The following is a 24,061-nucleotide window of genomic DNA, read 5'->3' on the forward strand; positions in this document are numbered from 1 at the left end:
CGGCGAACGGGCGCGCTGGCATGGCCGCAAGCGCTTGGCGAGCTTGCGGCCTTGCGCGCGAAATCATCGCGGATCGACGCTTTCCTTGACGTTGGCGGGCCTTTCGCGCGCGGAGACTCCGTCGATGATGTCGAAGCCGCCGCGCAGGCGAATATCCTCCGAGGACGCGCCGACCATCACCGTGAAATGCCCCGGCTCGACCGTCCATTGGTGGAGTTTGTCGTATAGCGCGAGATGCTCGGGTTTGAGCGTGAAATGGATGGTCTTGGTTTCGCCGGGGGCCAGGTTGACGCGCTCAAATCCGCGCAAAACTTTCTCAAAGGTAACGACGCTGCTGTAATCGTCGCGCACGTAGAGTTGCACCACTTCATCGCCCGCGCGGGAGCCCGAGTTGGCAACCTCGCACGAAACCTCGACGCGGCCTTGCGGGCCTTGCTCCGCGGGCGTGATTTTTAAGTTCGAGTAAGTGAAGGTCGTGTAGCTGAGGCCGTGACCGAAGGGCCAGAGCACGCCGGAAACCTGGCCGTAGTCACGATCTTGCGAGCCGGGATGCGCGGGAAAATTCATTTGAATCTGGCCGGCGCTTTTCGGGAAGGTGACGGGAAGGCGTCCGGCGGGATTGTAATCGCCAAAGAGCACGTCGGCAATTGCGCCGCCGCCCTCCTCGCCGGGCAGCCACATTTCGACGATGGCGGGAATGTGTTTCGCCGCCCAGTTGACCGAAAGGGGGCGTCCGTTGCTAAGAACGAGAATGACGGGCTTGCCGGTGGCGTGGAGCGCCTTGAGCAGTTCCTCCTGATAACCGGGAAGGTTCAGGCTGATGCGGCTGGCGGATTCGCGGCAAAGGTCGTCGGTTTCGCCGAGCGCGGCGATGATGATATCAACATCCTTGGCGGCGGCCACGGCGGCGTCGATTCCGGCCCGCACCTCGGCGTCGGGAGCATCCTTGTAAACATCGCTTTCGGGAAAGTTTTTATCCTTCACGTCAACACCCTTGGCGTGGCGAACTTCAACGGCGGGATTCGCGTTGCTGAGCTTGGCGCGGATGCCGTCGAGCGGCGTGACGAAGTCGAGCAGTTGCGCGCCGTAGCGCGACCACCAGCCATGCTTGTCGTCGGCGAGCGGACCCGCGACGAGCACGCGCTTGAGTTTTTTGGCGTCGAGCGGGAGAACGTTGTTTTCGTTTTTGAGAAGGACGATGCCTTCGCGCTCGGCCTGGCGGGCGACCGCCATGTGCGCGGAGGCGCGCACGATTTTTTCGGCGGCATCGGGCGCGGCAACGTAGGGGCGGTCGAAAAGGCCAAGCCAGTATTTCACGCGGAGAATGTCGCGCACGCGGGAGTCGATTGTTTCCATGGAGAGCTTGCCGTCGCGCACAAGCTGGCGGAGCGGTTCGGCGTAGGCTTCGGGAGGCGTGAAGTTGGTGCGGATGTTGAGGCCGGCCTCGACGGACTGGCGGATGGCGTCGGCGGGAGTGACGGCGGTGCGGTGTTTGTCATGGATGAACTCAACCGCGCCGCTGTCGGAAACAACATAACCGCGAAAACCGTATTCGCCGCGGAGGATTTCGGTGAGGAAGAGCTTGCTGGCCTGGACGGGGATGCCGTCGTAGTCGTTGTAGGACGACATGACGCCGAGCGCGCCGCCGTCCTTGATGGCGCGTTTGAAGGGCGGCATGAAGATGGTCTGAACTTCGCGCCAGGTGACCTGCGGGTCGGTGCGGGCGTGGCCGTCGCGGCCGCCTTTCGGAATACTGTAAATGGCGAAATGCTTGAGTGTGGAGACGACGTTTTGCTCCTGGATGCCGAGGACTTGTTGCAGGCCGAGCTCGCCGGTGAGAAACGGATCCTCGGAAAAACTTTCGACGATGCGGCCCCAGCGGGGATCGCGGGCGACATCGAGGACGGGCGAATAGACGTTGGTGTAGCCGAGCGCGCGTGCCTCGCGTCCGACAACGCGCCCCATTTCGCGGACGAGCGAGGTGTTCCAGGTGGCGCCGACGGAAATCTCGTGCGGGAACGCGGTGGCCTTGGAGTGAAGGAGGCCGCGGATGCCCTCGTTTGTGAAATCGACGGGAATACCGAGACGAGTGTTTTCAATGAACCAGCGCTGGACTTCGTTGATGGCGCGGGCGTGGAGCGACCAGGGGAGCGCGTGCTTGGGCGTCGGGTTGGAGTTGGTCCAGCCGGTGTTGCCGTTCATGTGCTCGTCGATGTTGCCAATGCCGTCTTTCCAAAACGCGGTGTCCCAGGCGGGCGTGGGAAGCTCGTCCTTGGCGACGCGCGGGTAACCATACCAAGTGACCATCTGCGCGGTTTTTTCCTCAAGGGTCATGCGCGCGACAAGGTCCTCAATTCGTCGCTCATGCGGGAGCGCGGGATCCTCGTAGGCATCCTTGACTCCGTTCTTGTTAAGGTCGATCCAGCCGTCGCGATAAATGTCGGGCGAGGTGTGCGTGGCGGGTTTTGCGTTTACGAAAATGCCGGCATCCTTGGCGGCGGAGCAAACCGCGGGAGCAATGAGAAAGGCGGCGAGAAACGCGGGGAGTGCGAGGTTGCGAAATGTGGTCGGTGTCATGCGAACGCGAGTGGACGGGATATCGCTTGTCGAAACAAGCGGGCGCGCAATCGGAGCGTAAGAATGCGGCGCGCAATCATCCAATTTTCACCGCGCCCGCCGCCCCTTACACAACCACCTCGCGGCGCGCCTGCGCGGCCAGCTCCGTGTCCAGATATCGCTCGCCGCCGCTGCAGGCGATTGTGACGATGTTTTTCCCGGCAAACTCTTTTCGCGCGGCCACCCGCAATGCGGCCCATACGTTCGCCCCGGTCGAAAGCCCCCCGAAGATTCCATCAAGCACGGCCAGCTTGCGCGCGGTTTCAATCGCATCCTCGTCGGCCACCGTGATTATCTCGTCGATCACGGACAGGTTGCAGTTCTTCGGAACGAATCCGCAACCAAGCCCTTGTATCAAATGATGCCCCGGCGCGCCGCCGGAAAGCACCGCGCTCGCCGCGGGCTCGACCGCAAACGCGCGCATCGCCGGACGCATCGCCTTGATCGTCTCCGACACGCCCGTGATCGTGCCGCCCGTGCCCACGCCGGCGACAAACGCATCGACCCCGCCGCCGAGCGCATCCCAAATTTCCCGCGCCGTCGTCCGCCGGTGCGCCTCGGGATTCGCCGGGTTTTCAAACTGCCGCGGCATAAACGCCCTTGAGTCGTGCTCCGCCAGCAACTCGCCCGCGCGGCGAATCGCGCCCGGCATTCCCCCGGCGCCCGGCGTCAGCACGACTTCCGCGCCCAGCATGCGCAACAACACCCGCCGCTCCGTCGGCGTCGACTCGGGCATCGTCAGCATGAGCTTGTAGCCGCGTTGCGCGCACACGAGCGCCAGCGCAACGCCCATGCTGCCGGATGTCGGCTCGATGATCACCGAGCCCTGGCCGACCTTGCCCTGCGCCTCGGCGGCCTCGATCATCGCGCGCGCGATGCGATCCTTCACGCTCGCAAGCGGATTCATGAATTCGATTTTAAGGAAAACATTCGCCTCCAACCCTTGCGCGATGCGGTTGAGTTTCACGAGCGGAGTGCGGCCCGTGGCGGCCACGATGTCGGGAAACACTGGATTCGTTTTTTCCATTGTGATGATGCGTCAGCGATCCTTGACGGTATTCAGGAAGCGCGCCATCTCAATCCACGCGCGCGCGCGATGGCTGAGTTTGTTTTTTTCGGCGTCGCCCAGCTCCGAAAAAGTCCGCGAAAAACCCTCCGGCGCAAAAAGCGGATCGTAACCAAAACCGCCGCCCTCGCGCGGCTCGCGAACCAGCCTCCCCGGGCAACGCCCCTCGAACACATGCTCCACGCCGTCCGGCCCGATCAAAAACAGCACGCAGACAAAATACGCGCCGCGTTTTTCGTCCGGCACGCCGCGCATTTCGCGCGCGAGTTTCGCCAGGTTCGCCGCGCTGTCGCCCTGCGGTCCCGCATAATAGGCCGACTCCACGCCCGGCGCGCCGCCAAGCGCGTCGACGCACAACCCGCTGTCGTCGGCAAGCACCCAGGCGCCGGCATCCGGGGAAATCGCCTGCAATTTTTCACGCAACGCCCGCGCCTTTTTTCGCGCGTTGCCAATGAACGCGCCCGTGTCCTCCTCCACGCGCGGCATGCCGCCAACCGCGCGCGCCGAAACGATCTCGACCGCGCCGCGCAGCTCGCCCGCGTCGACGAGCGCTTGAAACTCCCGCGTCTTGTGCGCGTTACCTGAGGCGAAATACAGTTTCATCGACATTGAGTTTTTCGGGATACACCACGCGCCCGCGCATCAGGAAATCGCCGCCCAGCGATTCATGCCGGACATCGGCCATGCGCACCGCCTGCGTCAAATGCTCCGTGCGCAAACCCGAGTAGGCGGAGCGCCCCTTGTCGTCGGCAAGCAACATCGGCGCGGTGTAAGTGAAGAGATAATCAATCTGCCGCTCCTGCAAAAATTCGCTCACCAGCTGCGCGCCGCCCTCCAGGTAAACCCCCGTTATTTTTTCCTCGGCGCAACGCTTGCGAAACATGCCCAGCGAGCTGCGCTGCGTCGGCGAGTCCATGCACCACACGCGCACGCCCAGGTCGCGCAGCTTGCGCACATAACCGAGCCCGCCGTGCTGCGTCGTCACGACAATCGTGCGGTCGCGAAATTCGTCGGTGTAAAGCGAGGGCATGTTTTGCGTCATGACCGTGCGCAGCAAACCGTCGAACACGACGCGCCACGGGCACCACTCCGGCTCGCCCTCGATGCGCGAGGTCAGCCGCGGATTGTCCGCGATCACGGTGCCCGCGCCGACCGCGATCGACGGAAACAGCCGCCGCCAGCGCATCACGTTTTCGCGTGCGACCGGCCCGGTGATCCATTTCGACTCCATCGAGCGCGTCGCGATTTTGCCGTCGAGCGTCATGGCGGATTTTGCCGCGATCAACGGCTCGCCGTCCGTGCGGATCGAGTGGTTGAAAATCAAGTTCAGGTCCTCGCACTCGCCGTCGAGCACGCCCGAAATCACCTCGACGCCCGCTTCGCGCAACACACCGAAACCGCGCCCGGCGTGCACCGGGTTGGGATCGGTCGCGCCCACGACCACGCGCGCGATTCCCGCCTCGCGGATCGCGTCGCAGCACGCGCCCGTGCGCCCGTGCGTCGAGCACGGCTCAAGCGTCACATAAAGCGTCGCCCCCGGCTTGGGTTTGCGTCCCAGCGCATTCAACGCCACGCGCTCCGCGTGCGGCATGCCGTCGCTCGCATGAAATCCCTCGGCCACGATTTCGCCGTCCTCGACGATGAGCGCGCCGACCATCGGGTTGGGATGCGTTTGCCCCCACGCCTTGCGCGCGAGCACGAGCGCGCGCCGCATAAAGTGTTCGTGCCGGTCGGAGGAGGAGTGGTCGTCTTTGTTCATGGTCATTTTATCCGCGCACATAGGGGTTCGTCAGTTTTTCGCGCCCGACCGTCGTCCCGGGACCATGCCCCGGAAACACCGCGGTGTCGTCGGGCAGCGTGTAGATTTGCGAGCGGATCGATTGCTCAAGCTGCCGCATGCTGCCGCCGGGCAAATCCGTGCGGCCGATGCTGCCCGCAAAAAGCGCGTCGCCGACAAACGCCTTTTTTTCCTTTGCAAAATAAAACAGCACATTGCCCGGGCAATGCCCCGGCACATGGCGCACCTCGACCTCCTCGCCCAGCGCGGAAAACGTGTCGCCCTGCCCCACCCACATGTCCACGCGAACCGGCTCAAGCCCGAGATCCTCGCCCATGAACTGCGTCATCACCTCGGGCGTCTCGATCAGCATTTGGTCGTCGCGATGCGCGCGCACCTTCGCGCCCGTGCGGCGCGCCACATCCGCCCCGCCCTGCATGTGGTCCCAATGCCCGTGCGTGAGCCAAAGCTCGGCGAGCTTGCACTTCTCCTGCTGCAACACCGCCTCGACATCCCACCACACATCGCCCGGCGCGTCGATGAGCACCGCCTCGCCGAGCTCCGGCGCCGTGAGCAAATAGGCGTTCGTCTGAATCAGCCCCGCGGGAATCATATGAACATTGATAGCCATATCCCGAAGACTGCACACCGTGCACCCCGTGTCGATCAATGGAAAAATGCGCGCGCAATCAACCGCGCCGCCGGGCGGAATTGACTGTCGGCCGCTTTTGGCGCACGAATCCGGGATGGTTTCCGCGCGCGCCAGTCGATGCCTTATGAAAACATTCCGCCTCTGCCTTGTTTGCGCCCTTTGTCTTGCGGCGCCGCTCATCCCCGCAGCCTCCGTCACGCTCGAGTGGAACACCGGGGCCAATGAATTCGTGACACGCGGCGGCTACGCGCGAATGAAGAAACTTTCCACCGGTGAAATCGCCCTGGTCTTTTCGAGCGGCGATTCGGTTTATATAAAAAAGAAAAACACCAGGGCAGGCGCCTGGGATCCCGCCGTCCGCGTCGCCTCGCCCGCGAAGGAATCCGGCTACCGGTATGCCAACGCCGAGATGTGCGAACTCGCCGACGGAAGACTCTACTACACATGGAACGCCCGCCCGGCGCGCAAGGATGGACACCTGCCGTATAAAATCATGGCCGCCTTTTCCAGCGACGGCGGGCGGACGTGGGGCGGCGCGCGCGATCTCCATGCCGCCGGCAACACTTGGCGCACCGGTTGCTGGGAGCCCTGCCCGATCCAGCTTCCCTCCGGGGAATTGCAAGTGTGGTATGCCGACGAATCCACCACGCCCGCGGGCGACCAAACCATCGCCGTCCTCCGCTCCCGCGACAACGGCGCCACATGGCTCAAACCCGTCACGGCCATCCACCGCGAGGGCAAACGCGACGGCATGCCCGTTCCCGTGCTGCTGAAAAACAACAAGGGGCTCGTCGTCGCCATCGAGGACAACGGCATCGACGGCGCATTCAAGCCGGCCATCATCAGCTTCACCCCCGACGGAAATTTGGACGGCGTTGTTGGCGGGCAAAGCCCCCGGCGCTGGCACGCGCTTCGCCGGGACTGCCGGCTGCCCGCCGCAACCTACGCCGGCGCGCCCTACCTCATCCAGTTGAGCACAGGCGAAACCGTGCTCTCCGTCCAATCCACCGAAAACCGCCGCAACGAGGCGCACAAATTCGCCAACCTTCACGTTTATGTCGGCGATGACTCCGCGAAAAACTTCGCGAACAAAAGCACGCCCTTCCCCGACTTGCCGGAAAACGCCGCCGCGCTCTGGAATTCTCTCTGCCAGGTTGACGACGACACGCTCGTCGCAGTCGCCAGCATCAGCGGCCTTCCGCGGGACAACGGCATCTGGATTGCCACCGCGCGCATCACGCGCTCCCGGGAGTGAGCCGCCAGCCCGCGGGCCCGCCGCGCATATTTGACCTTGAGAAAAGCCCCGCCCTCCCAGAACAATGTGAACGCGCAAAACCAAAGCCAAACGTCACGCCAATGAAAATTCCCCAAGAGGCACCCAAACTGAATCCACTGCCCTTTATCATCGCCGACATCGTGCTGCTCGTCCTGGCGATCATGGTCGCCCTCGAATCGCCCTCACCGATTCCGCCGGCCTCACTCATAACGATCACGCTGTGCGTCTGCCTTGGCGCCGTGCTCGCCTGCCTGCCCGTCGTGCTCAACCACACACGCCAGCGCGACAAGCTCCTCGACGAGCGCCAGGACCAAATTGTAGCCCTCACGCAAGCCGCCGCAGCCGCCGCCAACCAAATCAGCATCCTCACAACCAGCCTGCGCGACATCGCGGAAAACAGCGCAAAAATGCTCAAGCATGCCGACGCCCTGCCCGCGCGACTCCAGGAAAAAATCGGCGACGTGAAAACCCAGCTCAACGAAATCTCCTCCGCCGAAATCGAGGCGCTTGAGCAGGAGGTCAACACCCTGCGCGCCTCCGAAACCGAACGGCTCGAAAACGCCCTCGAGGCCGTCAAAAAATTCTCCAACGAAATCCTCTCCCGCGAAACAACCGCCCAAACCCAATCCGACGAAACCGCGCGCAAACTCGGGCAACTCTCCGGCGCGCTCGATGCCGCCATCAAAGCCCTCCCCTCCCAAATCGCCGCCGCGCTCGACACCGCGCGCGAGAAACTCGGACAGGCCGTCGACGAATCCATCGAGCGCCGCAACAAGGAAATGCTCGCCCGTTTTACCGGCGAAATCACCGCGCTCGAAAACAAACTCAAGGACCTGTCCGGCAAACTGTCCGCCGCGCAAACGCAACCGGCGCCCACGACTCCGGCCCCCGAAAAAACATCGCCGCCACCCCCGTCGCCGACTCCCCCGCGCACATCCAAGTGCAGCCCAAAAACACGCCAAAGGCGGACGACAGCGTTGCGTCAAACACGGACGACACACCCGCCGCCACGAGCGCCCCTCCATTCAAGAAAAACATCGCGCATCCTCCATCAACCCCGCGCCTCCAGGAAAAAACCAAGCCCGAAAAAACTCCGAACACTTCGCCCAAACCTGACGCGCCAAAAACACCCGGGGACGAAGCACCCGACGCTTCGCACGCCAACAAAACCGAAAGCCCGCAATCCCCCGCGCCACCACCACCTCCGCCGCCGCCAGTCGAGCCCCAACCCGAGGCTCCGCCCCCGGACAAACCGCAATCGAACGAGGACGACATACCCAAACCCGAGCCCGCCCCCCGCCGCCTCCGCGCAAACGCGCCGCGCCCAAACCGAAACCGCCGCGCGACGAGGAACCCATGCTTGATCTCGATTTGCCGCCTCCCTCCGACGAGTATTCCCAGGGGGAACCCGAGGACGGAGGCTTCAGCTCCGCAATGTCGGCCGACGGCGTCACCCGGCTCATTGTGACCGCCTACATCGGAATCGGAAACAAACTCTACATTCGCGGCGACGGCCCCGGCCTGAGCTGGAACAAAGGCGTGCCGCTCCAGTTTATCTCGATCGGCAAGTGGCGATGGGAAACAAACGACGCCGTCGCGCCCGTTTCGTTCAAGCTATACAAAAACGACTCCGTCGAATGCACCCGCATCGGCGCGCCCAAACTCGAACCCGGCCACCAGCACGAAGTCACCGCCAATTTCTAAAGCTTTTTTCGGTTTAAAATCATCACGAGAAATAAAGCCTTTTGGTAGGGCGAACCCTCCGGGTGAGCCGAAATATCCCCGGCTCACCCGGAGGGTTCGCCCTACCAGAAAATGCGCTTAAGTAAAAGCGGTCGGTTCTCCTGCGCAAAACAGGGGTATTCTCATTCTGAGTAAGCTATTGGGTTCCACTTTTTCAGGCGCCCGCCCCTACTCGCTCTCGGTGAACTCGCAAAGCGTGAATACGTTGAGCCCGGCGTCGCGCAGTTTTTTCGAGCCGCCCAGTTCGACAAGGTCGATCAACGCCGCCACGCCGACAACTTCACCGCCGAGTTGCTGAAACAGTTTCGCCGCGGCAAGCAATGTCCCGCCCGTCGCAATCAAGTCGTCAACAATCAGCACGCGATCACCCGGCTTGCACGCGTCCACATGGATTTCCACCGCCGCCGTTCCGTATTCGAGCTGGTAACTTTCCGAGATCGTCTTGAACGGCAGCTTGCCCTTTTTGCGCACGAGCACGAACGGCTTTCGCAAGCGGTATGCCAGCGCGCCGCCAATCGTGAACCCGCGCGCGTCCACCGCCGCGACAATGTCGAACGGCCGCTTGTCACTCTCCTCCGCAAACACATCGATCGCCCTCGAAAACGCGACCGGGTCGTGAAACAGCGTTGTGATGTCGCGAAAGTTAATGCCCGGCTTGGGCCAGTCGCGCACGGTGCGGAAAATCTTTTTGAAGTAATCGGGCGAGCACATGGCGAATCATTGCGACTCCGTTTTCTTTTTTCCCGGAAACAGCAGCGAGGCGATCACCGAAAGAGCCAGCGTGCCGCCGATCACGCCAAGCGACAATCCGATGCTCACGTGGTAGTTTAATATATATCCGACGATCATTTTCATGCCGATGAACACGAGGATCACAGCCAGCCCGAGGCCCAGGAACCGGAACATGCCCATCACGCCGCTCAACGCAAAATACATCGAGCGCAATCCGAGTATCGCAAAAATATTCGAGGTAAACGCGATGAACGGCACTTTCGTGATCCCGAGCACCGCGGGAATCGAGTCGAGCGCGAACACCAAGTCCGTCGTCTCGATCACCAGCAACACGATGAACAGGGGGGTCGCCACCTTGCGTCCGTCAATCTTCGTGAAAAAACGCCCCTCGTGATAATCGGGAGCCACCGGAAAGAATTTCCGAAACAACCGCACCACGATGTTTTTCTCGGGATGCACATGCTCGTCTTTTTTTGGAAGCGCCAGCTTGATGCCCGTGAAAATCAAAAACGCGCCGAATATCATCAGAATCCATTCGAAATGCTCGATGAGTTTTACCCCGACCAGGATGAACACCGCGCGCATCACCGCCGCGCCGACGATGCCCCAGAACAGCACACGGTGCTGATACTCCGCGCGCACCTTGAAAAACGAAAACACCACGATGAACACGAACACATTGTCCACGCTCAGGCCGAGCTCGACCAGGTAGCTTGCGAACCATTGCGCCGCCGCCTGCGAGCCGTGCTCATGCCACACAAAGGCGTTGAATCCCATCGCCAGCGAAAACCAGACAATGCACCATGTGACGGCTTCCTTCACGGAAACCACATGCGCCTTGCGATTAAACACGCCCAGGTCGAGCGCCAGCATCGCAGAGATAAAAATGCCAAACCCCAGCCAGGCCCATAACGGATATTCGTCCATCGTAGTCGTTTTTTAATGCGGCAAAAAAACGCGCGCGTCTCAGATGTGAATCGCCTCGCCCAGTGTCGCGGCGGCGGCTTCCATCACCGCCTCGCTCAATGTCGGGTGCGCGTGGATCGTCTGGTGAATTTCATCGACGGTGGCCTCCATCTCGACGGCGAGGCCGTATTCGGCGATCAGCTCCGTCGCCTCCGAGCCGATGATGTGCGCGCCGTAAATTTCGCCCGTCTTCGCGTCGCTGATCACCTTGACAAAACCCTCGCTCTCGGCGGACGCAACCGCCTTGCCCGACGCGGTGAACGGGAACTTGCCGACCTTGATGTCGAGCCCCTCCGCCTTCGCCGCTTTTTCAGTGAGCCCCGTGCTCGCCACTTGCGGCTGGCAATACGTGCAACCGGGGAAAACTTTCACGCGCTTCGGCGTGCCGTGGCCGAACATTCCGTTCACCGCACTCACCGCCTCGAACGTAGCCACGTGCGCAAGCCACGGCGGGCCGATGATGTCGCCCGCGCCGTAAATGCCCTTGATGCTGGTCTCGTAGTCGTCGCCGACCTTCAGGTAATTGCGATCGATCTCCGGCTTGAGGTTCGACGCGAACACATGGTCGATGTTTGCCACCACGCCAATCGCGGAAAGCAGCACCTCGGCCTCGACCTCGGTCTTTTTGTCGCCTTGCACGAGGTCCACTTTCACGCCGCCCTTGCCGGTGCGGAAGTTTTCGCACTTGGTGTCCGTGTGGATGTCGATGCCCTGCTTCACGAGCGCGCGACTGAGCGTTCTTGAAATTTCATCGTCCTCGACCGGCAAAATCTGCGGCAGCATTTCAACGAGCGTCACCTTCGAGCCGAGCGCGTTGTAGAAATACGCGAATTCAACGCCGATCGCGCCCGCGCCGACAATGATCACCGACTTGGGCAGCGTCTTGCCGGCTAGCGCCTCGCGCGAGGTCATCACGCGCGCGCCGTCGTATTCGAGCCCGGGGATGCGGCGCATCTTGCAGCCCGTGGCGACGAGGATGTTTTTCGTTTTGAAAAATTTACCGTTATGCTCGCCCTCCGTGATCGAAACCATGCCCGGCGCGTTCACAACCGCGCGGCCAATGAAATAATCGACCTTGTTTTTCTTGAGCAAAAACTCGACGCCCTTGGCCATCTGGTTCGAGACGCCGCGCGAGCGCTCGATCACCTTAGCAAAATCAAACGTCACTTCCTTCACGCTCAGCCCGTAGATGTCGGCGTGCTTCATCTTCTGGTAAAGCTCCGCGCTCTTGAGCAGCGCCTTCGTCGGGATGCACCCCCAGTTCAAGCATGTGCCGCCGGCGCGCTCCATTTCGATGCACGCCACTTTTTTTCCGAGTTGCCCTGCGCGAATCGCGCCCGCGTAGCCCGCCGGGCCGCCGCCGATGACAATCAGATCATATTCTTGGATTTCAGCCATGTTGAGGAGGGAAGTCTTTGTTGATTGATATTTGCTGGATGCAAAGCACCGCAACTGTCGGCCACGGTCAACGGGAAACACGCGCCCAAATCTCCGCGCGCGCGGATTTTCATCGTTGCAATTGGCGGGCTAATGACAACACCCCTTGGCTGCAACGGCGAACACCATGAAAAAAATCGTCATATTGCAGGATTATCTTCGAAACGGCGGCACCGAGCGACAGTCCGTCCACCTCGCCGGAAGATTCGCCGCGCACGGTCTCGACACGACACTGCTCACCTTTCGCCCCGGCGGCGTGCTGGCTCCGCCGTCCGCGCAATCGCAGATTTCCACCGGGCAACAGCAACATTCCGCCAATTACAAATTTCAGAGTCTCCAGTCATTCGACACGCATCTCGATTTTTTCGCCCCGCGCCTCATCCCCGCGCTGCGCCGCCTCGCCCCCGACATCGTGCTCTGCATGGGGCGCATGGCGAATTGCAAGGCGGGGCGCATCGCGCGCGCACTGCCCGCCGTCGCCGTCATCTCGACCATGCGCACCGGCAAAAAACTCCCGCGCGCCTACATCCGCTCGCTGCACACCACGAGCCATGTGATCGCCAACAGCCACGCAATCGCGAAAACCCTCGTCGAAAACTACGATGTCCCCGACGAAAAAATCTCCGTCATCCACAACGCCATCGTCCACGACGCCGGCGGCGCGCCCCAGCCCGAGGAATCGACCGATGCCGCCCCTCCTGCAGCCCTTCAGTCCTTCAGCCCTTCAGCCCTTCCCCACCGCCTCCTCTGCGTCGCGATGCTTCGTCCTGAAAAAAATCACCACGAGCTCATCAAAATCTTTTCCCAACTGCCGCCCGCGCCCCCGACTGAACTTCACATCATCGGCGCCGGCAGCGAACTTCTCCCCTGCTGCTCCGCCGTCAAGCGCATGGGGATGGTCGGTCGCGTCCATTTCCACGGCTATCTTTCCGATCCCTCGCCCTACTACAAACAAGCGCGCATCGCGGTCCTCACCTCGCACAGCGAATCGCTTCCCAATTTCCTCGTGGAGGCGCACATGCACGGCATCCCCTCCGTCGCCTACGCCGTCGGCGGCGTCGCTGAATGCGGCGGCATCGCCATCACTCCCGGCAACCAGTCCGCCTTCATCGCCGCGCTCACCCGCCTGCTGAACGACCCCGAACACCACGCCGCCGAATCCGCCCGCGTCGCAGCCCACGCACAAGAACATTTTGCACCCCAAACCCAGCTCCGGCGCTACTTGGAAATTTTTGCCAAAGTCACGACTTGAGAAAACCGGACAACGGCCCTTCCGTGTTTCCGTGTCCAAGTCCAAAAAATCAGCCGCCCGCGCGTCCCGTTCCGCCACTTCCGAAATCCGCACTCCGCAATCCGCGCTCGATTGCATCCGCCTGCGCGGCGTCCGCCAGAACAACCTCAAGGGCTTCGACCTCGACATCCCGCTTGGCAAATACATCGCCGTCACCGGACTGAGCGGCGCGGGCAAGTCCTCGCTCGTTTTCGACACGCTCCACGCCGAGGGCCAGCGCCGCTACGTCGAAACTTTCAGCGCCTACACGCGCCAGTTTCTCGACCTCCTCGACAAGCCCAAGGTCGACAGCATCGAAAACATCCGCCCCTCCATCGCCATCGAGCAAACCAACACCGTCAAAACCTCGCGCTCGACCGTCGGCACCATGACCGAGCTCACCGACTACTTCAAAGTCTGGTTCAGCCACATTGCCAAGTGCTACGATCCCGAAACCGGCGAGCACATCGAGGCCGACACGCCGCAAACCATCTGGGTCAAAACCCTCGCCGCCGCCAAGGGCCAAACGCTCATTGTCACCTTCCGCGTCAAAAAACCCGGCAACATCACCTGGCCCGAAATCCTCACCAGCCTCAAAAACCAGACCTACGTTCGCGTCCTCATCCCGGACAAAAAACGCGCCTGCTCATCCGCCCGCGTCGACGACCTCCTCGCCACCCCAAAACAAATCCCCGCCACCGCCGCCGAAATCCACGTCGTCCAGGACCGTATTGAAATAACGGATACAAACCGTCCCCGCTTCCTCGAGGCCGCCGAGGCCGCCCTCCACTTCGGCCACGGCCAGCTCCAACTCTTCGCCGCCGCCGCCGATCATTCCGCACTCCGCACTCCGCACTCCGCATTTCACCAACACTCCTCCTTCTCCACCACGCTCCACAATCCCGCCACCAACCGCACCTTCCGCCCCGCCACGCCCGCGCTCTTCTCCTTCAACTCGCCGCTTGGCGCCTGCCCCGTTTGCCGCGGCTTCGGACGCGTCATCGAAATCGACTATCGCCTCGCCATCCCCGACCAGTCGCTCTCCATCGAAGGCGGCGCGATCACCGCCTTCGCCGGCCAAGTTTACAGCATGTCGCGCGAAGACCTCATCCGCGCCGCGCGTCGCCACAAGATTCCCACAAACATCCCCTACGCGCAACTCACCGAAAAACAACGCGAGTTTGTCATGCTCGGCGAACCCGAATATCGGAAACGCAAAACCCGCGGCGAGCAAATCGACTACGAAACCGACGACCTCTGGTATGGATTGAAGGGCTTTTTCGAATGGCTCGAAAACAACACCTACAAAATGCACGTGCGCGTCTTCCTCTCGCGCTTTCGCGCCTACAATCCCTGCCCCGCCTGCCACGGCCAGCGATTGCAACCCGACGCGCTCTGCTGGAAATGGCAAAAACGCACCATCCCCGAACTCTACACGCTCCCCGTCAGCGAGCTTCTCCCGCTCGTTGAAAAGTCCACGATCTCCGACTCCGCCACATCCCTCGAAACGCACAGCGCCAAACTCGCGCGCGACAGCATCCTCACGCGCCTGCGCTACCTCATCCACGTCGGCCTCGGATACCTCACGCTCGACCGCCCCTCAAAAACGCTCTCCGGCGGCGAAGTCGAGCGCGTCAACCTCACCTCGTGCCTGGGCACCTCGCTCGTCGACACCCTCTTCGTCCTCGACGAACCCAGTGTCGGCCTGCACCCGCGCGACATCGACCGACTCATCGCGATCATCCGCTCGCTCACCGACGCCGGCAACACCGTCGTCGTTGTCGAGCACGACGAAACCATGATTCGCGCCGCCGACCACATCATCGAAGTCGGCCCCGAACCCGGCGCGCAAGGCGGCCACATTGTATTCAGCGGACCACTACAAAAACTGCTCGCCGACAAAACAAGCATCACCGGCCGCTACCTCAGCGGACGCGAAACGATCCCCGCGCCACAAACCAGAAGACCGGTGGAAAGCGACCAGAAGGTCAGAGGCCAGAGTGCCAGAGACCAGAATACTAGAGGCCAGAAATCCAGAAAAGCCGCGCCCAAATCTTCAGCATCCGCATCATCCTCTGGCACTCTGGCTTCTGGCCTTCTGGCCGCTGGTATTCCGGCCTCCGCCTCCCTTCGCATCGAAGGCGCGTCCAAGCACAACATCCGCAACCTCTCCCTCTCCGTCCCACTCAACCGGCTCGTCTGCCTCAGCGGCGTTTCCGGCTCCGGCAAATCGACGCTCCTCGACAACATCATCTATCAAGGAATCCTCGTCTCGCGCCACCTGCTCGCCGAGGACCCCGCCGAAATCGCGCGCATCACCGGCGTCGATGCGTTTGGCGAAATCATCCTCGTCGACCAATCCCCGCTCAGCCGCACCCCGCGCTCCAACCCCGCGCTCTACAGCGAGGCATGGGAGCACATCCGCGACCTCTACGCATCCACCCCCGCCGCGCAAACGGCGGGCTTCACCGCGTCGAGCTTCTCGTTCAACAGCGGCGACGGACGCTGCGACCACTGCAACGGTCTCGGCTCCGAGCGCGTCGAAATGCAATTCCTCTCCGACGTTTACGTCCCCTGCCCCATTTGCGAAGGCCGCCGTTTCAAACCCGAAGTCCTCGCAATCACATGGCGCGACCGCAGCATCCACGACCTCCTCAACACAAGCATCGACGACGCGATCGCCCTCTTCGTTGACCACCCGCAAATCACCACCCGCCTCGCCCCCCTCGCCCAAGTCGGCCTCGGCTACCTCACCCTCGGCCAGCCGCTCAACACACTCAGCGGAGGCGAATCACAACGCCTGAAACTCGTCCGCCACCTGACGGCGCCAAACGCCGCAAATGTGGATTTCGGAATGCTGAATGCGGAATTAAAAACCACCCAAGCCAACAAACCGCCGCTTGCGTCCGGCCGTTCCGCACTCCGCACTCCGCAATCCGCATTCAAACCCGCGCTGCTCCTGCTGGACGAACCCACCACCGGCCTCCACCGCCACGACGTCAAACGCCTGCTCGCCGTCCTGCACGCCCTCGTTGACCGAGGCCACAGCATCATCGTGATCGAGCACAACATCGATGTCCTCAAATCCGCCGACTGGATCATCGAAATCGGCCCCGAGGCCGGAGCCGACGGCGGCCGCATCGTCGCCGAAGGCACGCCCGAGCACCTCGCGCAAAGCAAAACCGAAACCGCGCCCTACCTGCTCGCTGCGCTCGCAAATTCCAAATTCCAAAATCCCAAATTCCAAAAAAATCTCAAATCACCAAAATCCAAATCTCAAAAAAACCAAACATCACTTCCCGCCGGGGATTCGCGTTCATTCGCGTCCATTCGCGGTTCAACCCCCGCCTCGCTCAACATAATCGGCGCGCGCGAAAACAACCTCAAAAACCTCTCCCTCGACATCCCGCACCACGGCCTCAACGTCGTCACCGGCGTCTCCGGCTCGGGCAAGTCCACGCTCGCGTTCGACATCGTTTTCGCCGAGGGCCAGCGCCGCTTCATGGAATCCATGTCGCCCTACGCGCGCCAGTTCGTCGAGCAACTCCCGCGCCCCGACATCGACCTGCTCACCGGCATCCCGCCCACCGTCGCGATCGAGCAGCGCATCACGCGCGGCTCCCGCAAGTCCACCGTCGCCACCATCACCGAAGTCGCGCAATACCTCCGCCTGCTCTACGCCCGCCTCGGCGTGCAGCACCACCCCGACACCGGCCGCCCCATTGTTCCGCTCACGCTCACGCAACTCCGCGCCCACCTCGCCAAAATCCTCGCCACCGACCCGCGCGCGAAGAAGGCAAAAAACTCTACCTCTGCGCCCCGCTCATCCGCGGACGCAAAGGCCACCACCAACCCATCGCCACCTGGATCGAGAAACAAGGCTACACCCACATGCGCGCCGACGGAGACCTCTTCCCCGTCGAAAAATTCGAAAAACTCGACCGCTACAAAGAGCACAACATCGAGGTGGTCGTGGCCGATTTGAAATCGGCCACGACCACCTCGAAGAGTGAAAAGCGAAGGGTGAAAAATGAAACACAAACCACTCAACCCACTCAACGTCCGCATCACTCGCCTGCGTCCGATTTTCACCCTTCACCCTTCACCCTTCACTCTTCCCTGGACGAGGCCCTCCGCCTCGGCCAGGGCTCCTGTTTCCTCCTCACAGGCGACAACAAAATCATCACCTGGCTCTCGACCACGCGCACCGATTCCGCCACGGGCGAGACATTCCCCGAACTCGATCCCAAGGACTTCTCGATCAATTCCCCCCGCGGCTGGTGTCCCGCCTGTCGCGGACACGGGCGCATCTACCCTTGGATGCTCGCGCTCGACAAACAACAAAACGACACGCAGGAAAACCGCGACATCGCGCTCCAACTCCGCGCCTACGGCATCTCCGACGCGGATGACATAAGCGACCACGGCCAGCCCTGCCCCGGATGCCACGGTGAACGCCTAAACCGCGTCGCGCGAGCAGTGCGCCTGCACTTTAGCGCCCCCGCCCCGATCGAAAAGAGTGAAGAGGGAAAGATGAAGAGTGAAAAGCAAGGCGCCAAACGCCAGGCAACCAAACTCAAAGCCACTTCCGCTCCCTCTTTCACCCTTCACTCTTCACCCTTCAGCCTTTCCCTCCCCTCGCTCCTGCGCCTCACGCCGGGCGCGCTCCTCGCGCAACTTCGCCAGCTTGATCAAACCGACACCCGCACCCGCGCCATCACGCAGGACATCCTTCCGCAAATCGAGGAGCGCCTCCGATTCCTCGACCACGTCGGCCTCGGCTACCTCACGCTCGACCGCCCCACCGAAACGCTCAGCGGAGGCGAGTCGCAACGCATCCGCCTCGCCGCGCAACTCGGCAGCAACCTCAGCGGCGTGCTCTACGTGCTCGACGAACCTAGCATAGGATTGCACGCCCGCGACAACGACCGCCTGATCGAAACGCTCGAAACCCTCCGCGCCAAAGGCAACACGCTGCTCGTGGTCGAGCACGATGACGAACTCATGCGCCACGCCGACCGCATCATTGACCTTGGTCCCGCGGCGGGCATCCACGGCGGCGAGCTCCTTGCCAGCGGCACGCCGGAGGAAATCCGCCAAACCCCCTCCTCCATCACCGGTCTCTTCCTCAAAAAAGGCATCAAGCACCCCCTCCGCGGCGCCTACCGCCCGCTCCCGGCATGATCGACGTGTTCTAAAAAACTCAAAAACACACAACTCCGTTTCAGGCGGACGGTTGGCGGACTGTCACTGTCGCGCGTCCGCCACCCAGCATTGGTTTACGCAATCCGATCGTGGTAATCCCCTGCCCCGTCAAATCATGTAAAAAATCTCCGTCACTTTTTTATCGGACTTGCGTCTTTTGCAATGCGACCGGCATTTTCAGCCGGTCGCATTGTTTAACGACAGCCCGCATCACCACTTTCCCTCACCTAAAAAACACGCACGCACCACGCGCTTTTTCAAACATGGCAAAATCCAGCAAGCCCTTCGGTAAAATCATCGTCCTTCTAATCCTCGCCGCAGGCGCCGCCTATGGCGTCTATTACTGGAAAAAAGCCGACGCCAAACCGCCCGAAATCTCGACCACCGCCGTCACCCGGGGCAGCATCATCCAAAGCATCACCGCCACCGGCGTGCTGCAGGCGCCCACCAGCGTCGACGTCTCCTCGCAGATTTCCGGCAAGGTCATCGCGCGCAATGTCGATTACAACGACCACGTGAAGGAAGGCGACGTCCTCTGCCTCATCGACCCCGCCACCTACAAATCCAAGCTCCTTCAATCCGAGGCCCAACTCGCCAACACCAAGGCCAGCCACACCCTCACGCGGCTCAACACCGAACGCACCCGCGAGCTCTTCCAGCAAAACCTCGTCTCGCAAGCCGACCTCGACCAGGCCAACGCCCAGCTCGCGCAGGCCGACGCCCAGCTCAAAATCCAGGAGGCAAATGTCGAAACCGCCCGCCTCGACCTCGAACGCTGCACAATCACCTCGCCCATCACCGGCATCGTCCTCGACCGCCAGACCGACGTGGGCAAAACCGTCGCCGCCAGCCTCAACGCCCCCACCCTTTTCACCCTCATCAACGACCTCACGAAATTGGAAATCAGCGCCGACGTTTCCGAGGCCGACATCGGCGGCATCGCCGACGACCAGGAAGTGCTCTTCACCGTCGACGCCTATCCCGGCCGGCAGTTTCGCGGCAAGGTTTCCCAAATCCGCAACCTCCCGAAAACCTCCCAGTCCGTCGTCGTCTATTCGACAATCATCGATGTGAACAACAGCGACCTCCGCCTCAAGCCCGGCATGACGGCAAACGTCAACATCATCACCGCCCGCCGTGACAACGTGCTCGTAATCGCAAACTCCGCGCTCCGCGCCCGCATCCCCGAAAAACTCGTCCCCGCAGGCGCCGCCACGACGGGACAATCCGCCGGCAAAAAGAAATCCGATCAGTCAGGCGACGCCTCAAAACGTAGCAAGCGCGGCGGCAGCAACCGCGAGCAAATGCGCGCGCTCTTTCAGGACGCCGGCATCACCATGGGCCAGCCCGCCACCACCGAGGCCATTGAAAAACTCAAGGCCCTCGCCGCCGAGCGCAACATAACGCTCAGCGATCGCATGCTCTCCAACCTGGAGCGCCGCAGCGGCTCCGGCGGAAGCCCGACCGTCACCCAGCGCACTGTTTACCGCATCGCCACGCCATTGCCCGACCTCAAACTCGAGGCCGTCAACGCCCGCTTCGGCATTAGCGACGGCTCCAGCACCGAAATCATCGACGGCCTCGCCGAGGGCGAGGAAATCATCACCAGCGTTTACATCCCCGGCACCACCAGCACAACCGCATCCTCCTCCAACTCCACGCCCTTCGGCGGAGGCCCGAGGTTCCGGTAACCGCCGCCATCGCGGCGGAAGTTGGAAGAGTGAAGGGTGAAAACATGAAAGACAAACCATCCCAACCATCAACCGCCACACCACGCCAAAGCCCGTTTTTCACTCTTCACCCTTCACGCTTCACTCTTCTTCCTCCATGCAACCCGTTGTAAAACTCATCGACATCCGCAAGACCTACACCACCGGCGAAATCGCGGTCCACGCCGTGCGCGGGGTCACGCTCGACATTTACCCGGGGGAATTCGTCGCGCTCATGGGCGCGTCCGGCTCCGGCAAGTCGACCCTCATGAACACGCTCGGCTGCCTCGACCGCCCCACCTCGGGCGAGTATTACCTCGACGGCGTCAATGTCGCCAACCTTGACCGCGACGACCGGGCCGACATCCGCAATCACAAACTCGGTTTCGTATTCCAAGGCTTCAACCTCCTCGCCCGCACCAGCGCCGTCGAAAACGTCGAACTGCCCATGCTCTACCAGCGCAACCGCACCTCGTCGAAGGAGATGCGCCAGCGCGCCATGGAGGCGCTCGAAATCGTCGGCCTCGCCCAGCGCGCCGACCATCATCCCAGCCAGCTCTCCGGCGGCCAGCAGCAGCGCGTCGCCATCGCGCGCGCCCTCGTCAACCGCCCCCAAGTCATCCTCGCCGACGAACCCACCGGCAACCTCGACACCAAAACCTCCGTCGAAGTCATGGGCGTTTTTCAAAAACTCAACGATCAGGGCATCACGATCCTCATGGTCACGCACGAACTCGACATCGCGCGTTACTGCAAACGCAACCTCATCCTCCGCGACGGCAAACTCGTCAGCGACGTCCAAGTCGAGACCCGCATGAATTCCGAAGCCGAGCTCCGCAAACTCGCCGAAGCCGAGGCACAGGCGAAACTGACGGGAGATGAATGAACACCCGCCCGACCAGTCCGATCCGACAAATAAGGCCCATCCAAAATTAGACCCGTCATGAGAATTTTCAGCACCATCGTCATCGCCCTCCGCGCGCTTCGGCGCAACCTCATGCGTTCCATGCTCACCGCGCTCGGCATGATCATCGGCGTCGGCGCCGTCATCACCGTCGTCGCCATGGGCAGCGGCACCAAGGCGCAAGTCGAGGCGCAAATCGCCGGCCTCGGTGACAACCTCATCACGGTCATCCCCGGCGTTCTCACCACCGGCGGCGTGCGCGGCGGATGGAACACCGCGAGCTCCCTCACCATCGAGGACACCATCGCCATCAAGCAGGAAATCGCCGGCGTCACCGGCACCAGCCCCGAAACCCGCGACCGCGTGCAAGTCATCGCCGGCGGCCTCAACTGGAACACCTCCGCGCAAGGCGTCTCCGCCGACTATGCCGCCATTCGCTCCTGGTCCGTCGCGGAAGGCGATTTTTTCAGCGAGCAGGATTTGCGCACCAACGCCAAGGTCTGCGTCATTGGCAAGACCGTCGCCGACCAGCTTTACCCCGGGCTCGATCCCGTCGGTCAAAACATCCGCGCACGCAACATCCCGCTGCGCATCGTCGGCGTCATGGCAAGCAAGGGCTTCAACGCCTACGGCCAGGATCAGGACGACTTCATCATGGTCCCCTACACCACCGCGATGAAACGCATCATCCGCCGCGACCGCATAAACCAAATCATGATTCAGGCCGCCAGCGCCGACATCCTCGACCGCGTGCAAGCCGAGGTCGGCGACCTCCTCCAACAACGCCGCGGCGGGCGCGACCCCGATTACACCGTTCGCAACCAGGAGGAAATTGCCAAGGCCCGCAACGCCACCAACGAATCCCTCTCGTGGCTGCTCACCGGCATCGCGCTCGTCTCGCTCCTCGTCGGCGGCATCGGCATCATGAACATCATGCTCGTCTCCGTGACCGAGCGCACCCGCGAAATCGGCATCCGCCTCGCCATCGGCGCGCATGGCAAGGACGTGCTCCTGCAATTCCTCACCGAGGCGATCGTGCTGAGCGTGCTCGGCGGCGGCATCGGCATCGCCTGCGGCATCGGCGCATCGCAATTCCTCGCACACTACAAGGGCTGGCTCATGGTGATCCCGACCGAATGGGTGGCGTTCTCCTTCCTCATCAGCGCGGGCGTCGGCATTGCATTCGGATTTTTCCCCGCCATGAAAGCCGCCCAGCTCGACCCCATCGACGCGCTTCGTTACGAGTGACCTGATTGTGGATTTTGGATTTTAAAAACCCGCGCGAGCTGGTTTGATCCGAGCTTCGTCATGCTTTTTTCATCGCATCGGCGCGGCAGCGCCCCAATCCAAAATCGAGAACCCAAAATCCCAAATTCAATGCACCGTCGCCGCTTCATCAAAACCCTCGCAGCCACCGGCGCCGCCGCGGCGGCGATCCCGCAAATCCTGCGCGCGCAACCCGCCGCCCGCGCCGCCGCGAACTCGCGTCTAGCCATCGGCGTCATCGGCACCGGAGGCCAAGGGCTCAACATCATGGGCCAGGCCCTCGCCAGCCCGCTCGCGCAAGTGGTCGCCGTGTGCGACGTCGACAGCACACACGCCGAAAACGGACGCGCCCGCGTCGAAAAAGCCTATTCCGAAAATTCACCCACCGGCGCCTGGCGCGGCTGCGCCGTTTACCGCGACTACCGCGAACTCCTCGCGCGCCCCGACATCGACGCCGTGCTCATCGGCAGCCCCGACCACTGGCACGCCCTCCACACCATCCACGCCGCCCGCGCCGGAAAACACATCTTCTGCGAAAAGCCCGCCGCCACCACGCTCGACGAATCCCGAGCCATGATCAACGCCGTCGCCCGCGCCGGAGTCGCCTGCCAGATCGGCTCCATGCAACGCTCCTGGGCCGAGTTCCAGCGCGCCATCGCCCTCGCGCGCGGCGGTTATCTTGGCAAAATCACCTCAGTCAAAGTCGGCCTCCCCGCCGGGGCCACGCTCCCCAAGAACCCCGACGCCCCGCGCCCGCAACCCGTCCCGCCCGAGCTCGACTACGAACTCTGGCTCGGCCCCGCGCCCTACCGCCCCTATTTCGAGCAAGGCACGCATTATTTCTGGCGGCACAACTTCGCATTCTCCGGCGGACGCCTCACCGACTGGATCGGCCACCACCACGACATCGCCATGCTCGCCACCGGCGTCGAAAACCAGCTCCCCGTCGCCATCCGCAACGCCCGCGCCACCTTCATCGAAGGCCGCGCGCTCTTCAACACCGCCTGGACCTACAACTTCGACGCCCACTACGCCAACGGCACCGTCATCAACCTCTGTGACAAAAACCGCCTCGGCGTCACGATTGAGGGCACCGAAGGCACGATTCACGTCACACGCGGACGCATCACGCACAGCACGTCCCTCCTCGAACGCGTCATCATTCCCCCGTGGAAAAATCCCCTCGCCCGCGGCGTGCGCGGCCACATGGACAACTTCATCGACTGCGCGCTCCACGGCGGCGAACCCCGATGCCCCGTCATCAGCTCGCACGCGGCGGTCGGCGCCGGCATTCTCGCCAACGCCGCCTTCCGCTCCGGCCGGGCCAGCCTCGACATCGACCTAAAAACCGAGCGCGCCATCAACGCCCCCGACGCCAACGCCTTCCTCAAAAAAGTTTACCGCGCCCCGTGGGCCTTCCCCGCCTAAAAAATCCTCGGCTC

At 62.3% G+C, this 24,061-nt stretch carries 16 protein-coding genes and 1 pseudogene; 9 read left to right on the forward strand and 8 right to left on the reverse strand.

All coding sequences use genetic code 11. The features are described from left to right. Window positions 1–63: 63 nt before the first annotated feature. From CKA38_RS00105 to CKA38_RS00125, 5 genes are all read right to left on the reverse strand, one after another. The gene (locus CKA38_RS00105; RefSeq protein WP_108823681.1) at window positions 64–2,577 is read right to left on the reverse strand and encodes a glycoside hydrolase family 3 N-terminal domain-containing protein; all 2,514 of its coding nucleotides are present in this window, start codon (window positions 2,575–2,577) and stop codon (window positions 64–66) included. A 106-nt stretch (window positions 2,578–2,683) separates the two neighbouring features. Then, window positions 2,684–3,643, reverse strand: a complete 960-nt coding sequence (cysK, locus tag CKA38_RS00110) for a cysteine synthase A (protein WP_108823682.1) — start codon at window positions 3,641–3,643, stop codon at window positions 2,684–2,686. Between the two features lie 12 nt (window positions 3,644–3,655). Beyond that, window positions 3,656–4,285 (reverse strand): RdgB/HAM1 family non-canonical purine NTP pyrophosphatase, encoded by a 630-nt coding sequence (rdgB, locus tag CKA38_RS00115; protein ID WP_108823683.1) that lies wholly within the window; start codon window positions 4,283–4,285, stop codon window positions 3,656–3,658. Beyond that, window positions 4,260–5,441, reverse strand: a complete 1,182-nt coding sequence (gene ribD, locus CKA38_RS00120) for a bifunctional diaminohydroxyphosphoribosylaminopyrimidine deaminase/5-amino-6-(5-phosphoribosylamino)uracil reductase RibD (protein WP_202863933.1) — start codon at window positions 5,439–5,441, stop codon at window positions 4,260–4,262. Before ribD ends, rdgB begins: the two co-directional genes overlap by 26 nt. 7 nt (window positions 5,442–5,448) lie before the next feature. After that, the gene (locus CKA38_RS00125; protein WP_236919071.1) at window positions 5,449–6,090 is read right to left on the reverse strand and encodes an MBL fold metallo-hydrolase; all 642 of its coding nucleotides are present in this window, start codon (window positions 6,088–6,090) and stop codon (window positions 5,449–5,451) included. A gap of 145 nt (window positions 6,091–6,235) precedes the next feature. Between CKA38_RS00125 and CKA38_RS00130 the strand changes: the two genes are divergently transcribed. The 3 genes from CKA38_RS00130 (at window position 6,236) to CKA38_RS00140 (ending at window position 9,091) form a co-directional block, all read left to right on the forward strand. Next, window positions 6,236–7,366, forward strand: a complete 1,131-nt coding sequence (locus CKA38_RS00130) for a sialidase family protein (protein WP_161554639.1) — start codon at window positions 6,236–6,238, stop codon at window positions 7,364–7,366. Window positions 7,367–7,467: 101 nt separating this feature from the next. Next, on the forward strand, window positions 7,468–8,751 hold the full coding sequence (locus tag CKA38_RS00135; RefSeq protein ID WP_152032583.1) for a hypothetical protein: 1,284 nt from the start codon (window positions 7,468–7,470) through the stop codon (window positions 8,749–8,751). After that, window positions 8,744–9,091, forward strand: coding sequence for a CBM20 domain-containing protein (locus CKA38_RS00140; RefSeq protein ID WP_108823686.1), 348 nt, complete (start codon window positions 8,744–8,746; stop codon window positions 9,089–9,091). Before CKA38_RS00135 ends, CKA38_RS00140 begins: the two co-directional genes overlap by 8 nt. A gap of 207 nt (window positions 9,092–9,298) precedes the next feature. Here CKA38_RS00140 and CKA38_RS00145 read toward each other — a convergent pair whose 3' ends face one another. From CKA38_RS00145 to lpdA, 3 genes are read right to left on the reverse strand one after another with little or no spacing between them, the layout of a single operon-like run. Continuing rightward, on the reverse strand, window positions 9,299–9,841 hold the full coding sequence (locus CKA38_RS00145; RefSeq protein WP_108823687.1) for an adenine phosphoribosyltransferase: 543 nt from the start codon (window positions 9,839–9,841) through the stop codon (window positions 9,299–9,301). Between the two features lie 6 nt (window positions 9,842–9,847). Continuing rightward, the gene (locus CKA38_RS00150; protein WP_108823688.1) at window positions 9,848–10,789 is read right to left on the reverse strand and encodes a TerC family protein; all 942 of its coding nucleotides are present in this window, start codon (window positions 10,787–10,789) and stop codon (window positions 9,848–9,850) included. Window positions 10,790–10,828: 39 nt separating this feature from the next. Beyond that, window positions 10,829–12,226 (reverse strand): dihydrolipoyl dehydrogenase, encoded by a 1,398-nt coding sequence (gene lpdA, locus CKA38_RS00155; protein ID WP_108823689.1) that lies wholly within the window; start codon window positions 12,224–12,226, stop codon window positions 10,829–10,831. Window positions 12,227–12,392: 166 nt separating this feature from the next. Between lpdA and CKA38_RS00160 the strand changes: the two genes are divergently transcribed. From CKA38_RS00160 to CKA38_RS00185, 6 genes and pseudogenes are all read left to right on the forward strand, one after another. Then, window positions 12,393–13,517, forward strand: a complete 1,125-nt coding sequence (locus CKA38_RS00160) for a glycosyltransferase (RefSeq protein WP_152032584.1) — start codon at window positions 12,393–12,395, stop codon at window positions 13,515–13,517. 85 nt (window positions 13,518–13,602) lie between these two features. Further along, window positions 13,603–18,704 (forward strand): annotated as a pseudogene (locus tag CKA38_RS16915) (excinuclease ABC subunit UvrA); the annotation flags it as partial. Window positions 18,705–19,003: 299 nt separating this feature from the next. Then, complete coding sequence (locus CKA38_RS00170; RefSeq protein WP_108823691.1) at window positions 19,004–20,431, forward strand: efflux RND transporter periplasmic adaptor subunit; 1,428 nt, start codon at window positions 19,004–19,006, stop codon at window positions 20,429–20,431. A 136-nt stretch (window positions 20,432–20,567) separates the two neighbouring features. Continuing rightward, window positions 20,568–21,335, forward strand: a complete 768-nt coding sequence (locus CKA38_RS00175) for an ABC transporter ATP-binding protein (RefSeq protein ID WP_108823692.1) — start codon at window positions 20,568–20,570, stop codon at window positions 21,333–21,335. A 57-nt stretch (window positions 21,336–21,392) separates the two neighbouring features. Then, window positions 21,393–22,601 carry an ABC transporter permease gene (locus CKA38_RS00180; protein WP_108823693.1) on the forward strand — a complete coding sequence of 403 codons (1,209 nt, stop codon included), beginning with the start codon at window positions 21,393–21,395 and terminating at the stop codon, window positions 22,599–22,601. 129 nt (window positions 22,602–22,730) lie between these two features. Further along, complete coding sequence (locus CKA38_RS00185; protein ID WP_161554640.1) at window positions 22,731–24,047, forward strand: Gfo/Idh/MocA family oxidoreductase; 1,317 nt, start codon at window positions 22,731–22,733, stop codon at window positions 24,045–24,047. Window positions 24,048–24,061 lie beyond the last annotated feature (14 nt).

Source organism: Ereboglobus luteus, from assembly GCF_003096195.1.
GTDB lineage: Bacteria > Verrucomicrobiota > Verrucomicrobiia > Opitutales > Opitutaceae > Ereboglobus > Ereboglobus luteus.

Excerpts from the sequence above, each read along its gene's own strand:
- CKA38_RS00185 (WP_161554640.1), top strand. The coding sequence starts at position 22,731 with ATGCACCGTCGCCGCTTCATCAAAACCCTCGCAGCCACCGGCGCCGCC.
- rdgB (WP_108823683.1), bottom strand. The coding sequence starts at position 4,285 with ATGAAACTGTATTTCGCCTCAGGTAACGCGCACAAGACGCGGGAGTTT.
- CKA38_RS00145 (WP_108823687.1), bottom strand. The coding sequence starts at position 9,841 with ATGTGCTCGCCCGATTACTTCAAAAAGATTTTCCGCACCGTGCGCGAC.
- ribD (WP_202863933.1), bottom strand. The coding sequence starts at position 5,441 with ATGAACAAAGACGACCACTCCTCCTCCGACCGGCACGAACACTTTATG.
- CKA38_RS00135 (WP_152032583.1), top strand. The coding sequence starts at position 7,468 with ATGAAAATTCCCCAAGAGGCACCCAAACTGAATCCACTGCCCTTTATC.
- CKA38_RS00140 (WP_108823686.1), top strand. The coding sequence starts at position 8,744 with ATGCTTGATCTCGATTTGCCGCCTCCCTCCGACGAGTATTCCCAGGGG.
- CKA38_RS00175 (WP_108823692.1), top strand. The coding sequence starts at position 20,568 with ATGCAACCCGTTGTAAAACTCATCGACATCCGCAAGACCTACACCACC.
- CKA38_RS00125 (WP_236919071.1), bottom strand. The coding sequence starts at position 6,090 with ATGGCTATCAATGTTCATATGATTCCCGCGGGGCTGATTCAGACGAAC.
- CKA38_RS00170 (WP_108823691.1), top strand. The coding sequence starts at position 19,004 with ATGGCAAAATCCAGCAAGCCCTTCGGTAAAATCATCGTCCTTCTAATC.
- cysK (WP_108823682.1), bottom strand. The coding sequence starts at position 3,643 with ATGGAAAAAACGAATCCAGTGTTTCCCGACATCGTGGCCGCCACGGGC.
- CKA38_RS00105 (WP_108823681.1), bottom strand. The coding sequence starts at position 2,577 with ATGACACCGACCACATTTCGCAACCTCGCACTCCCCGCGTTTCTCGCC.
- CKA38_RS00150 (WP_108823688.1), bottom strand. The coding sequence starts at position 10,789 with ATGGACGAATATCCGTTATGGGCCTGGCTGGGGTTTGGCATTTTTATC.
- lpdA (WP_108823689.1), bottom strand. The coding sequence starts at position 12,226 with ATGGCTGAAATCCAAGAATATGATCTGATTGTCATCGGCGGCGGCCCG.
- CKA38_RS00180 (WP_108823693.1), top strand. The coding sequence starts at position 21,393 with ATGAGAATTTTCAGCACCATCGTCATCGCCCTCCGCGCGCTTCGGCGC.
- CKA38_RS00130 (WP_161554639.1), top strand. The coding sequence starts at position 6,236 with ATGAAAACATTCCGCCTCTGCCTTGTTTGCGCCCTTTGTCTTGCGGCG.
- CKA38_RS00160 (WP_152032584.1), top strand. The coding sequence starts at position 12,393 with ATGAAAAAAATCGTCATATTGCAGGATTATCTTCGAAACGGCGGCACC.